A 13,539-nucleotide genomic window follows, 5' to 3' on the forward strand; every position below is an offset into this window, starting at 1 on the left:
CGGCTCCGGCCGTACCTCAATCAGGAGTGGGAGCGAGCCTCTGCAGCACCACTGCGGACAGCGGCTTCACCGACCTGTCGGGCTCCGCATAGTGCTTCTTCGTCGTCGACGTCGAGGCGTGCCCGAGCATGTCGACTGCAGCCGGCAGGTCGAGCGCATTCGCCAATAGGGTCGCTCCGGTACGCCGGAACGCGTGCCGCGAGAAATTCAACCCCTCAAGTCCGGCCTCCTTGAGGATTTCGCGGAACGTGCGCCGTGCGTTGTGCGGTGCGAGCGGAGTTCCGTGCTTCGTGAAGAAGAGCGGGTGCTCTGCGCCCTCGCCTGCGATGAGGGCGAGCCGCCGCCGGATTACCTCGGCGGCGAACGCCGGCACCGCAACCGTGCGAACCGATTCGTGCGTCTTCGGGTGCTCCTGCCGGAACGCGCCCATTCCTGCGCGGACCACGATGGTGCCGGTGATGCTCACCCGCAGCGGATCGGCGGTCATGTCGACGTCGCACTTGCGCAACGCCAGTGTCTCGCCGATTCGAGTGGCCGTGCCGAGCATGACCTCGATGAGGTCGCGCACCTGGCCGTCGGGCTTCGGCCCTTGACGTCTTCGCCAGTCCGCCAGTCACATGCGGCGATACGGATCGCCGCGATCTGCTCGGGAGTGAGGGCCTTCGGAGTGTGCTTCGGCGCCTTCATCCGCGAGGCCTCCTTGACCGGGTTGCGCGGGATGACCTCCTGCCGCACCGCGAACGCCATGATCATGCCGAGGAGGGTGCGGGAATGCTTCGCTCGTGCGAAGGACTTGTCTCGCTGATCCTTGAGAAACCGATCGACGCGGCTGACCGTGACCTCTCGCACGGTGAAGTGCTCGAAGTACGGAACGATGAGCGTCCGGAGTTCGCGAGCGTAGGTCTCCTTCGTGCGTCGGAGCGATCGACGTCGCGGCGGACGTCTTCGATCCACGCGTCGGCGAGCTTCGTGAACGGCGAGTCGGCGGTGAGCGTGTCGCCGTCGCCGAGTCGCATCCGCGTCGCGAGTTGCACCTTGAGCGCGGACTTCGCAGCTCCCCGGCTCGCCGCGGTCGCCAAGACCTGCCGGGTCTCGCCGTCCCAGTCGCGGAAGCGTGCGTACGCGCGGAACCGTCCGGGCCCGACCTGGTTCGTCTTGACGTCGCCGAAGGTTCCGATCGGCAGACGCGTCCGCCCGACCATCAGCACTCACCGCCCGCGATCGGATGGCACGGGGTCGTGCAACGTGTCCATCCAGCTGAGCACCTCGGAGGCCCGATACCTGATCTCGCGCCCGACAAGGATGCCGGCAGGTCCCCTGCCTGCAGCGCGCAGGTCGTAGATCGCCTGTACGTGCACGACGAGTTCGCTGGTCGTGGGGACCGGCTCGAGGCCGAGTCCGGAGAGTCGTTCGGTGTCCATGACCATAGGTGCACCAAGCCGTCCCAAGCGATTCGGGACGGCTCGAACACCTTCCCCATTGAGGCCCGCTGAACGCGGCCGTCGACGGAAAAGCGTTGAATACACGTTGAACTCGTCGAGTCCTTGCCCTTCGATAGGACAAGAAACCCCAGATCAACCCCAGATTTCTGGTAGCGAGGGCGGGACTCGAACCCGCGACACCACGATTATGAGCCGTGTGCTCTAACCACCTGAGCTACCCCGCCGCGAGGCTTCCGGCCGAAACGCGAACGCTCGAACCGAGAACCAGAGCCCCGAGTCAGGATTGAACTGACGACCCCTTCCTTACCATGGAAGTGCTCTACCACTGAGCTATCGGGGCGTGTGCCGAGAATCGACAACCAGACGAGGATATCACCTCTCGAGGGGTGCTTCGTACCACCGGGCGACATGACGCCGGGCATCGTCGCCGAGGCTCGCGCGCGGTGCCCGACCGCCGTCCGCGCCGCGGCTCACGAGCCCGGCGCCACCACTCCCGGCAGCGCCCACACGGCGAACGACGGACCGTCGGCCGAGAGCACGACCCCGCCCTCGGATGTCTCGAGCCCCGCCATTCCGTACAGGCGAGCTGCGGCATCCGCACCGGTCACCGCGCCGGCCGCGAACGACAGCGTCGCCGCCGCGCGCGAGGCGAAGACGAGCACGGATGCCTCGGCCGATTCGCGCACGAACGCCACCGCGTCGTCGCCGACCGCGAGCCAGCGGATGCCGCCCGTCGCGAGCACCGGATGCTCGCGACGCAGTGCGATGAGCTCGCGATAGGCCGCGAGCACCGGCGCGACCTCGGGGTCGCCTTCGCTCCCCCACGGCATCGGCGTGCGCGAGGCCTCTCCGTCGACGCCGGTGAGGCCGAACTCGTCGCCCGCCCAGACCACGGGCACGCCCGGCATCGTCACCGCGAGCCCGAACGCCACCGGCGCGGTGGCGGGCCGCGCGTGCGTCGCGAAGCGCGGGGTGTCGTGCGTGTCGAGGGCGTTCATGGTGCCGAGGCGGGTGCGCCACGGATAGCCGGCGGCGAAGCGCAGGTGCGCCTCGACGAATTGGCCCCCGGTGAACGTCGGCACTCGGCCGAGCGCGAAGCCGATGCCGCCGCCGGCCGGGCTGCCCGGCTCCTGCAGCCAGCTCCAGAGGGGGCGGGTGAACGGCGCGTACGTCATCGCCCCGTGCCATGCGTCGCCCTGGAAGTCGTCGGCGCCGTCGTTCGTCGACTCGCCGATGAGCATCGTGTCGGGATCGACCTCGAGCATCGTGCGCCGGATCGCCGCGCGCACCTCGGCATTGAGGTCGACGTCGCCGAGGCGCCCGGTCATGTTCGCGACGTCGATGCGCCAGCCGTCGAGCGAGTACGGCGCCTTCAGGTACTTCGCGACGACGGAGTCGGGGCCCTCGACGAAGCGGCGACGCAGCTCGCCCGACGACCAGTCGAACTTCGGCAGGCTCGGCACCCCGAGCCACGATTCGTAGCCGTGACCGCCCTCGGCCCGGTCGTCGCGGAAGTAGTAGAACTCGCGCTCGGCCGACCCGTGGTCGGCCTGCGCCTCGCGGAACCACTCGTGCGCATCGCCGGAGTGGTTCGACGTGAGGTCGCCGATGACGCGGATGCCTCGGGCATGCGCCGCCTCGACGAGCCGCACGAGCGCGTCGTCGCCGCCGAGCAGGTCGTCGACGCGGTCGAACGTCGACGCGTCGTAGCGGTGGTTCGACCGAGCCGGGAAGACCGGCGTCAGGTACAGGAGGTTCACGCCGAGCCCGGCGAGGTGGTCGAGCTTCTCGCGCACCCCGTCGAGGTCGCCGCCGAACACCTGCTTCGACCGCCCCGGCGGAACCGGGTCGAGCGCGTCGCCCCATTCGGCGGCGATCGCCCACTCGGGCAGCTCGCCCCGCTCGCTGAGCTCGTCGAAGGGCGCCCGCTGCGACTTCGCGAACCGGTCGGGGAACACCTGGTACAGCACGCTCTCGGCGACCCAGTCGGGCGCGGCGGCATGCGCGACGAGCTTGAAGTCGTCGCGGTCGCGCGTCTCGACGCCCGACAGCCCGACCTGGTTCAGCCAGTGCTGCCGCCCGTCGTCGCCGACGAGGAGCCACCGGTAGCCGTGCACCGGGTTCTCGACCTCGACCTCGGCCTCCCACCACGACCAGCCGTCGACGGCGGATGCCTCGGACACGAGCCGCGCCTCGTCGAACCGCGGCTCGCGGTTCGGGTTGGAGCGCGTGCCGACCCACGCGAGCCCGCCGATCGGCGTGCCGTCGGCGGCGACCGCGCCCTCGGGCACGCGCAGCCTGACGCGCACGGTCTCGCCGAGCGCGGGGCTCTGCGTCGAGACGTGCAGCGGCGATCCGTCGTGGTGGGGCGTCAGCATGGAGGCATCCTCTCGTAGGCCACTGTCAGAGCCGCGGAGCGCGACTCCGGCGGGGGTCGGCCGGCGCCGAGGCATCCACGATGATTCGACAGGATGAGCCGGCCGACACCGCCGTATGCGCGGGTACCGACCGGCTCATCCTGTAAGTCGTCCTCAGTCCCTACTTCACCGCGCCCGCGGTCAGCCCGCCGACGATGTACTTCTGCAGGAAGAGGAAGAGTGCCACGACCGGCAGCGCCGCCATCACTGCGCCGGCCGAGAACGCGCTCCAGTCGGCGTAGCGCGGGTTCGACACGAGCTTCGTGAGGCCCACGGCGAGCGTCTGCTTCTCGGTGTCGACGAGCAGCACGGATGCCACGACGAACTCGTTCACCGAGGCGATGAACGACAGCAGCGCGACGACCGCGAGGATGGGCGCGACGAGCCGCAGGATGATCGTGAAGAAGATGCGCGCATGGCCCGCGCCGTCGAGCTTCGCGGCCTCGTCGATCGACGCCGGCACCGTGTTGAAGAAGCCGTACATGAGGTAGGTGTTCACGCCGAGCGCGCCGCCGAGGTAGACCATGATGAGGCCCACGTGCGTGTTCAGGCCGATCGCCGGGAACAGGTCGCCGATCGACGACATCAGCAGGAAGATCGCGACGACCGCGAGCAGCTGCGGGAACATCTGCACCACGACGATCGAGATGAGCCCGAACCGGCGTCCGGTGAATCGCATGCGCGAGAACGAGTACGCGGCGAGCGCCCCGAGGAACACGGTGCACACGGCCGTGATGCCCGCGATGATGAGCGTGTTGCCGAACCAGGTCGTGAACGGCACCTGCGGGTCGGTGAGGATCCGCACGTAGCTGTCGAGCCCGATCTGCGAGAACAGCGCGTTCGAGCCGGTCAGCGTGCCGTGCGGGTTGAGCGACGACGACACCACGAACATGATCGGGAACAGCGCGAACACGACCATGATGACGCCGACGACGTGCCGCCAGCCGGTCGCCCAGAACCAGCGGCTGAAGTTGAACGGCCGCTTGGGCAGCTCGACGGGCGAACCGCCGCCGGGGCCGCCGACCGACGCGTGGGCGCGGGTCGAGGCATCCATCTCCTCCATCTCGGCGACGGCGAGCCCGACGCCCGTGGGTGCGACGACGCCGGGGCCGGGAACCGACCCGGGCTTGACCTTGCGAGCGGCCATCAGTTCAGCTCCTCGAGGCTCTTGGTGCGGCGGAAGGCGATGATCGAGATCACCGCGACGACGATGAAGATGATGATCGAGTAGGCGCTCGCGAGACCGTAGTCGCGGTTCTCGCCCGTGAACGCGACCTTGTAGACCATCGTGATCAGGATGTCGGTGAAGCCGACGGGTATCGGCGCGTTCGCGTCGCGCGGCCCGCCGTCGGTCAACATGTAGATGGTGTTGAAGTTGTTGAAGTTGAACGCGAACGACGCGATCAGCAGCGGCGCGACCGACACGAGCAGCAGCGGCAGCTTGATGAGCCGGAAGATCGCCCACGGCTTCGCACCGTCGACCGTCGCGGCCTCCTGCAGTTCCTCGGGGATCGACTGCAGCGCGCCCGTGCAGACGAGGAACATGTACGGGAACCCGAGCCACAGGTTCACGATGATGATCGACACCTTCGCGAGCGTCGGGTCGGTCAGCCACGGCACCTCTGCGCCGCCGAGCAGCACCTGGTTGATGAAGCCGAAGCTCTTGTTCATCATGCCCGCCCAGACGAGCGCCGAGAGGAACGACGGGATCGCGTACGGCAGGATCATGAGCACGCGGTAGCCCTTGCGCCCCCGCATGCGCATGTCGTTGAACGTGATCGCGAGGAACAGCCCGAGGAAGAACGTCGACGCGACCGAGATGAGCGCGAACGCGAAGGTCCACAGGGTGACGTAGACGAGCGGACCCGCGAGGCGGGTGTCGGTGACGGCTCGCACGAAGTTGTCGAAGCCGATCGTGATCTGCCAGCCGGGCAGCAGCTCGTCGCCGTTCTCGGCGGTGAACGCGCCGACCCCGGTGTCGCTGTAGACGGTGCCGGTCTCGAGGTCGGTCATGGTGCCGGCCTCGGCGTCGTACTCGAGGGTCGACGTGTAGAGGTATCCCTTCGAGCCGTCGGGCGTGCGGATCGCCCCGTCGTTCGGGTCCTCCGAGTACGGCACCGCGAGGGCCGTCACCTCGTCGGTGCGGGCCAGCACGTCGGCGAACTTCAACGAGGTCCAGCCCTCGGCCGAGACGGCGAGGTCGCCGTCGAATTCGGCGCCGGATGCCTCGTGCAGCGGCTCCTCGTTGGTGCCCACCAGGGCTTCGCCCTCGGGGTCGGTGACGAGCAGGCCGAGCTCGCCGGCCCGTTCGACGACCGTGACGCCGTACGTGGGCGAGTCGGGCACCCGCTCGAGCGACGAGGCCATGAGCGACGAGACCGCCTGCTCCTTCGAGCCGTTGTGGCCGGTGCCGTAGTTGGTGAAGGCGATGTACGCCGTGTAGCCGAGCACGAAGACCTGGAACACCACGAGGAAGATGACCCCGGGCGTCAGGTACTTCGCCGGCAGCTTCTTGCGCGAGAAGTAGATCCAGTTGACGATCACGGTGACCACGGCGACGAGGCCGAGCACGAGCCACTGCTCGTGCATGGCGAGCACGAACACGGCGTAGAGCGCGAGCGCGTCGACGATGCCGAGCCCGACGAGCTTCACGAGCAGCACCTTGATGCCGCCGGATGCCTCGTCGGCGATGTTCGCCGCACGACGCTGCTGCTTCGTTGGCTTCGGTGGGGCGTCTTCGCGGACGTCGTCGGTCGCGGTGCTCATGATTGCCTGGTCTTTCGTGTCGCGTCTGGGATGAACGGAACCGCCGGTCGAGTAGCACCCGACGAAGGAGGACGCGCATCGAGACCACGTGAGGTGGTCTCGATGCGCTCCTTCGTCGCTACTCGACCGACGGAGTCACCGATCAGCCGGCGTCGATCGCCGCCTGCACGTCGGAGGCGAGCTTCTGCCACGTCGCGACCGGGTCGGCCCCGTTGATGATGGCGGCCTCGGCGATGCCCCAGTACTGCCACACCTGGCCCATGGCCGGGATGGCCGGCATCGGCACGGCGTCGGCGCCGACGGTCGCGAAGCCCGCGACGATCGGGTCGCTCGAGGCGGTCTCGGCGGCGGCGGTGAGCGCGGGCAGGACGTTGCCGGCCTTGAACAGCTCGAGCTGCACGTCCTCGGTGCCGATGTAGTTCACGAGGAAGTCGTTCGCGGCGACCTTGTTCTTCGACTCGGCCGAGACGAAGAAGCCCTTGACGCCGGCGAACGGCTGGGCGACCTCGCTGGTCGGGCTGGGGATCGGGTCGATCGCGACGTTGATGCCGGCGTCGACGGCCGCGCCGACGTTCCACGGGCCGGTCAGCCAGAAGGCCGCCTTGCCGGTCGTGAACGCGTCCTTCGCGATGTCGCCGTCGATGTCGGTGTTGAACGCGCCGGTGCCGTTCTTGCCCTGCGAGCCGAGCCAGGTGGCGAACTGCTCGCCGCCCGAGTTGCCGAGCTGCAGGTCGTCGGGGTTGTAGCCCTCGGCGTCGCTGCCGAACACGGGGGCGCCGAACGCGGTCTGGAAGGGGTAGAGGTGGTACGGGTTGCCCTCGGCGCCCTGCTCGACGACGAACGGCTGGGTGAGGCCGGCGGCCTTGCCCTTCGCGAGCATGTCGTCGAAGCTCGAGGCGGGCTCGGGCACGAGGTCGGCGTTGCGCAGCATCGCGAGGTTCTCGACGGCGTAGGGCAGCATGTAGACGGTGCCCTCGTAGGTCGAGGCGTCGATCGCCACCTGGAGGTAGTCGGCTGCCGAGTCGCCGAGCTCGAGCGGCGCCACGACGCCGTTCGTCGAGAGCTCGCCGAGCCAGTCGTGTGCGCCCATGACGACGTCGGGGCCCTTGCCGGTCGGAACCTGCTGGATGAAGTCGCTCTTGATGTCGGCGTTGTCCTTGCCGACGAGCTTGACCTCGATGCCGGTCTTGTCCTGGTACGCCTCGGCCGCGCCCTTCAGCGCGTCCACGCGCTCGGCGTCGACCCAGACCGTGAGCGAACCGCTCGCGCTCGACTTGTCGTCCGAACCGCTGCCGCTGCCCGCGCAACCGGCGAGTCCGAGAGCGGCGACGGCTGCGATCGCACCGGCCGCAAGCAGGCTCTTCCTGTTCACCCTCATTGGTGTGTCCTTCTCAGTGTGCGTGAGATCGGCGCCTTCGCCGGTGGCTCTGATGCCGACCGCGCCCGAAAGGCCGTTCTGCAATTGACGCTCGCGATTGCAAGCGATTACAGATATACCTTGCGTTGCGCGCATTGCAAAACCGGGATGCCGCGATCGATACCAGTTCGTGATGGTTGTGCGACTCGTGTGAACTGCAAGCGTTTCCATCCGGTATGGAGATGTCGTACAGTTTCGGACATGACTTCCGAATGGTGGCGCACTGCCGCGATCTACCAGATCTACCCACGCTCCTTCGCCGACGCGAACGGCGACGGCATGGGCGACCTGGCCGGCATCACCTCGCGCCTGGGCGCGCTCGAAGAGCTCGGCATCGACGCCATCTGGCTCTCGCCCTTCTACACCTCGCCCCAGAAGGACGCCGGCTACGACGTCGCCGACTACTGCGACGTCGACCCGCGCTTCGGCACCCTCGCCGACTTCGACGCCATGGTCGAAGCGGCGCACGCGCGAGGCATCCGCGTCATCGTCGACCTCGTGCCGAACCACTCGAGCGACCGCCACGAGTGGTTCCAGGCCGCCCTCGCCGCACCGGCCGGCAGCGCCGAGCGTGCGCGCTACCTGTTCCGCGACGGCCGCGGCCCCGGTGGCGACGAGCCGCCGAACAACTGGGAGTCGGTCTTCGGCGGCCCCGCGTGGACCCGCGTCAGCGAGGCCGACGGCACCCCCGGCCAGTGGTACCTGCACATCTTCGACTCGTCGCAGCCCGACTTCGACTGGACCAACGAAGAGGTGCGCGAGGAGTTCCGGCGCATCCTGCGGTTCTGGCTCGACCGGGGCGTCGACGGCTTCCGGGTCGACGTCGCCCACGGCATGGTCAAGGCCGACGGCCTGCCCGACTACACCCCGCCCGCCGACGGCGGCAGCATGGGCGGCGCGGGTGGCGTCGCGGCCGACGCCCCTGCGGGCGCGGTCGCCATGGCGGCGGCCGGTGCGGGCGCGGCGGGGCTGCACGACGTCGGCACGGCGCACGGCGCCGGCGCCGAGGCATCCGTCGGCGTGCCCCTCGAGCCCGAGATCTCGACCGAAGCCGACGACCTCGCCCCGTACTGGGCGCAGGAGGGCGTGCACGAGATCTTCCGCGACTGGCGCACGCTGCTCGACGAGTACCCGGGCGAGCGCATCCTCGCGGCCGAGGCGTGGGTCGACCCGCTCGCGAAGCTCGCGAACTGGGTGCGGCCCGACGAGATGCACCAGTCGTTCAACTTCGCCTACCTCGAGACGCCGTGGCAGGCCGATGCGCTGCGCCGCGTGATCGACGACTCGCTCGCCGCGTTCGGCAGCGTCGGCGCCCCCTCGACGTGGGTGCTCTCGAACCACGACGTCGTGCGCCACGCGACGCGCCTCTCGGTCACCGAGCCGAACCCGCAGGGCCACGGCCTCGGGCCGCGCTCGCGCGGCATCCCCGCCTACGCCGACGGCCTGCGCCGCGCCCGCGCCGCGACCGCGCTCATGCTCGCGCTGCCCGGCTCGGCCTACCTCTACCAGGGCGAGGAGCTCGGCCTGCCCGAGGTCATCGACCTGCCCGACGACGCCCGGCAGGACCCGACGTGGTTCCGCACCGACCACGAGCGGTACGGCCGCGACGGATGCCGCGTTCCCCTGCCGTGGTCGTCTTCGGCACCGTCGTACGGCTTCGGGCCGACGGATGCCTCGTGGCTGCCGCAGCCCGCCCAATGGGCCGCGCTCGCGCGCGACGTGCAGCAGGGCGACCCCGACTCGACGCTCTCGCTCTACCGTTCGCTGCTCGCGCTGCGTCGGGAGCACGGGCTCGCGGCCGGGTCGCTCGAGTGGGTCTCGGCCGAGGGCGGTGCTGGTGCCGGTGCCGGTGCCGGTGCCGGTGCCGGTGTGCTCTCGTTCCGCAACGGCGACGTCGTCGTGGTCGCGAACACGGGCACGTCGCCCGTGACGCTGCCCGCGGGCGACGTGCTCGTCGCGAGCGGACCCGTCGACGAGGCATCCCGCCTGTTGCCGCCCGACACGACGGTCTGGCTGCGCGCGTAGCGGGCCGCGCCGGGCGGGCGTTCGCGGCACAGTTGCAGGATCAGCCGACCGGCACACCCGAATACGGGCCTCCTGGCCGGCTCATCCTGTAACCGGCCCAAGACTCGCCTTCGAGTGAGGGCACTGGGCGAGGCATCCCGGCCGAGTTGCAGGATCAGCCGACCGGCACACCCGCATGCCGGGCTGCCGACGGGAGAGTCCTGCAACTTCGAACTTCAGCGACCTGCGAACTGCGCGGCGGGCGGGGCGTCGTCGTACCGGTCCAGCCGGCGCAGCGCAACGTCGAGACCGACGGACGGCGCGCTCCGCACGCCCCAGCGGTGCTCGCCGCGTGCGATGAGGGCGAGGATGCCGCGGCTCGTGACCTCCCATTCGTCGACGACCATGCTGTAGCTCAACCGAAGCACGACGTACCCGCGCATCGCCAGCTCGAAGTCACGTCGCCGATCGTTCTCGAACTCCTCGCGGCCGGAGTGATGCCGCGACCCGTCGACCTCGATGACGAGCCGATCGCCGACGAGGAGGTCGACTCGCCCGACGCGCGCAATCGACACCTGCGTGCGATGCGCGATGTTGCGCGCCCGCAGCAACAGTCGCACCTTCGTCTCGGTGCCCGACTCCGAGCCGTCGGAACAGCGATCGAGGATGCGACGACGAGACGGGCCCGCCACCGCACGGATCTCTGCGAGCGCCACCTCGCCTCGCGCGAGCGCCGAGTCGACCGTGGCGATCACCGATGCCGTCGGTGTGCAATGCAGCATCTCGGCCAGCGCCACTGCCAGCGGATCACGCCCGCTTCGGATGGGAGGATCGGAGCGGTAGTGCACACAGACGTCGTCACGAGCCGCGTCGAGCGGAGCGGGAGGATTCGCTCGTGCCGTGGCGTTCGCCGCAGGGTCGTGCGGCGCGCCGGTGGCCGACGTCGGCGACTTCAGCCGTGAGGCCGAACGATGCACGCGCACGTGCAGCACCTCGTCGGTGCCGACCTCCCAGAGCCCATGGATCTTCGCGACGGACGCGGCGGTCGCCGCGCCGCCGACGCGAACCGCCCGGACGACATCGGTCGGGGCATCCGGCACTGCATACCATCGCTGCCTGACGCGGAACACTGCCCCGTCGGCGACCGCGTCGCTCAGCTGGTCACGCCGGATGCCGGCTGCATCGAGCTCTCGCACCGGGACTGCGCCACCGCTCCGCCGTATCCAGCCGGCCACCGTTCGAGAATCGTTCCGCATCCGTCGAGTCTGCGGGCACGATGACGGGCTCGAGCGGGTGCATCCGAAACTGTGGACAACCCGGGCCGATCGAAGTTGCAGGACGATGCGGCCGGCCCCGTCTGCAGAGTCGCTGCCGACCGGCTCATCCTGCAACGGCTACCGGCTGGCAGCGCCCTGTCCACCAAGTTGCAGGACATCGCGGCCGGCACCGCGTGCACAGCCTCAACCGACCGGCTCGTCCTGCAACTGCGCTCACGCGGCCGGCCCCAAGCCGGCCGAGCCTCGCCGCGACTCAGTTCGTGTTCGCGTACAGCCACTCGAGCGGGTCGACCCACTCGCCGTCCATGCCGCCGATGCGGATCTCGAAGTGCAGGTGCGGACCGGTCGACATGCCGGTGTTGCCGGTCTGCCCGATGACCTGGCCGACCTCGACGGTGTCGCCCTCTTCGACGAGGCGCGAGCCCGAGATCATGTGCGCGTAGACGCTCGTGACGGTCTGCCCGTCGATCTGGTGGTCGATCATGACGACCGTGCCGAGCGATCCGCCCTCGTCGGTCGAGTTGACGACGACGCCGTCGGCGATCGACTGGATCTCGGCGCCGTAGCCGGGGTTGAAGTCCTGCCCGTGGTGGTCGCTCGAGCAGCCGGCGCAGTCGCGGTAGCCGAAGCGGTCGCCGATGTGCACGCCGATCGCGAAGGGCCACTGGATCGTGCCCGCCGGGTTGTTCGTGAAGGTCGCCTCGGGGCGGATGCCGGCAGCCTCGGCGTACTCCTCGATCGTCTGCGTCTTGTAGCCCTCGCTGTCGACGCCCTCGGCGACCACGCCGTCGGCGATCTCGACGCGCTGTCCGTCGATCGTCGTCGAGTTGGTGCTCTCGAGCGCCATCGCCTGCACCTCGGCAGGCGTCATGAGCGACATCGCCGGAACCGAGGTGGTCACCGCGAGCGCCGCCGCGAAGCCCATCGCGACGACCGGTGCGAGACGACGGCCGACACGGCGCGGTGCGCGCGTCGCGGCAGGTCGCGTCGGCGCGTTGCGTTCACCGGGCGTGGATGCCGCGGGGCCGGCGCCGCTCGCGGCACCGCGCTGCGGCGCACGCTTCGAACGACGGGCGGATGCCGCGGGGTGGACGCCCTCGGGAACCGCGCCCGAGCGATCCCGGCGACGGGAGGCCGTGGCGCCCGACGTCGACGCCGCGAGCTCGGTCGCGGCGTGCGAGTCGGCGGGCAGAAGGTCTGCCCCGGCGATGAGCGCGGCGAGGTCGTCGACGGCCGAGTCGCCGCGAGCGGCAGCCGGAGCGGGCACCGCGGTGGCCGGGATGGGTGCGGCGACCGGGGTCGACACGGCCGGCACGGCGGCGGGCGTCGACGCGGCAGGCGCTGCCGCGGGAGTCGGCGCGGCGGGCGCTGCTACGGGAGCGGACATGGCAGACACTGCTACGGGAGTCGCCGCAGGCGCCGCTGGTCGCATCGGGGCTTCGGCGGAGACGACGGGGCGAGCGGGGATGACCCGAGTCGGCTGCGCTGCGGGCGCGGCTGGTGCCGGAGCGACAGCCGGAGCGGCGCTCTCGGCCGAACGCGAGTGGGCTTGGGGCTCGGGGCTCGACAAGTCGGCGAAGAGGTCGTCGAAGGCCGGACGACGCCGTGCCGCGGCGGGAACGGACAGCGAGGCATCCGCCTTCGGCGCGGCCGGGGCCGACGCCGGCGCAACAGGGGCCGGCGCAACAGGGGCCGAGGCGGCCGTCGCACCAGGCGCAGCCGGGAACGCAGGCGCAGGCGCAGCCGGGAACGCGGGCGCAGCAGCAGCAGCAGCCGCGGGGAACGCGGCCGGAGCGGGAGCCGCGTACGCCCCGCCCTGCGGCGCCATCGAAGCCCGGCCGGCGGGAGCCCCGGCACCGTGCTGCGAAACCGATCCGCCGGCCGGGGCCTCGTACCGATGCGCCGCAGCCGCCTCGCGCTCGCGCAGCTCACGACGGGTCAGGGGTCGCTCGGGCCGCACAGCAGCCTGGGTGCCTGGCGAAGATCCGTCGGGCACGAGGGGGGACTCGAGCACGTTGTGGGGGCTTTCGGCGTCGGGGACGAGCGGTTTGCAGGGGAGGTACTCATCGCGACGCGAGCGCCGAGATAACAACTCGATAAAGGGTACCCGTTATCGATCGTGAACACCATGCGAACGTTCGGTATTCGTTGTAGGCGCCTCCGCTGAACGGTCGTTTCAGCCGACCGCCGCCGGCGACGAACCCGGAGCCCGCAAG

The 13,539-nt window shown here is 70.1% G+C and carries 9 protein-coding genes and 2 tRNA genes; 1 reads left to right on the plus strand and 10 read right to left on the minus strand.

The features are described from left to right. Positions 1 to 16: 16 nt before the first annotated feature. The 8 genes from LR269_RS00550 to LR269_RS00585 all read right to left on the minus strand — a co-directional run bounded on the left by LR269_RS00550 (position 17) and on the right by LR269_RS00585 (position 8,003). Entirely contained in the window at positions 17 to 568 is a 552-nt protein-coding gene (locus tag LR269_RS00550) for a site-specific integrase (RefSeq protein WP_231428769.1), read from the minus strand. A 640-nt stretch (positions 569 to 1,208) separates the two neighbouring features. After that, a complete protein-coding gene (locus LR269_RS00555; RefSeq protein ID WP_231428770.1) occupies positions 1,209 to 1,421 on the minus strand; it encodes an AlpA family transcriptional regulator in 213 nt (70 codons plus the stop codon). A 168-nt stretch (positions 1,422 to 1,589) separates the two neighbouring features. Beyond that, positions 1,590 to 1,666 (minus strand) — tRNA-Met (locus LR269_RS00560). A gap of 44 nt (positions 1,667 to 1,710) precedes the next feature. Next, positions 1,711 to 1,782: transfer RNA gene (locus LR269_RS00565), tRNA-Thr, on the minus strand. 130 nt (positions 1,783 to 1,912) lie between these two features. Next, complete coding sequence (locus LR269_RS00570) at positions 1,913 to 3,820, minus strand: alpha-amylase family glycosyl hydrolase (RefSeq protein WP_231428771.1); 1,908 nt, start codon at positions 3,818 to 3,820, stop codon at positions 1,913 to 1,915. Positions 3,821 to 3,980: 160 nt separating this feature from the next. After that, positions 3,981 to 4,913, minus strand: coding sequence for a sugar ABC transporter permease (locus LR269_RS00575; RefSeq protein ID WP_374201154.1), 933 nt, complete (start codon positions 4,911 to 4,913; stop codon positions 3,981 to 3,983). A 92-nt stretch (positions 4,914 to 5,005) separates the two neighbouring features. Continuing rightward, entirely contained in the window at positions 5,006 to 6,625 is a 1,620-nt protein-coding gene (locus LR269_RS00580; protein WP_231428773.1) for an ABC transporter permease subunit, read from the minus strand. A gap of 142 nt (positions 6,626 to 6,767) precedes the next feature. Next, positions 6,768 to 8,003, minus strand: coding sequence for a maltose ABC transporter substrate-binding protein (locus LR269_RS00585; protein ID WP_231428774.1), 1,236 nt, complete (start codon positions 8,001 to 8,003; stop codon positions 6,768 to 6,770). A gap of 240 nt (positions 8,004 to 8,243) precedes the next feature. Between LR269_RS00585 and LR269_RS00590 the strand changes: the two genes are divergently transcribed. After that, on the plus strand, positions 8,244 to 10,067 hold the full coding sequence (locus LR269_RS00590) for a glycoside hydrolase family 13 protein (RefSeq protein WP_231428775.1): 1,824 nt from the start codon (positions 8,244 to 8,246) through the stop codon (positions 10,065 to 10,067). A 215-nt stretch (positions 10,068 to 10,282) separates the two neighbouring features. Here LR269_RS00590 and LR269_RS18935 read toward each other — a convergent pair whose 3' ends face one another. Both LR269_RS18935 and LR269_RS18895 read right to left on the minus strand, forming a co-directional pair. Then, positions 10,283 to 11,146, minus strand: coding sequence for an endonuclease domain-containing protein (locus LR269_RS18935; RefSeq protein WP_231428776.1), 864 nt, complete (start codon positions 11,144 to 11,146; stop codon positions 10,283 to 10,285). 430 nt (positions 11,147 to 11,576) lie between these two features. After that, positions 11,577 to 12,710, minus strand: coding sequence for a M23 family metallopeptidase (locus tag LR269_RS18895; RefSeq protein ID WP_304504444.1), 1,134 nt, complete (start codon positions 12,708 to 12,710; stop codon positions 11,577 to 11,579). Between the last annotated feature and the right edge of the window lie 829 nt (positions 12,711 to 13,539).

Source organism: Agromyces sp. S2-1-8, assembly GCF_021129215.1.
In the GTDB taxonomy this organism is placed as follows: domain Bacteria; phylum Actinomycetota; class Actinomycetes; order Actinomycetales; family Microbacteriaceae; genus Agromyces; species Agromyces chromiiresistens.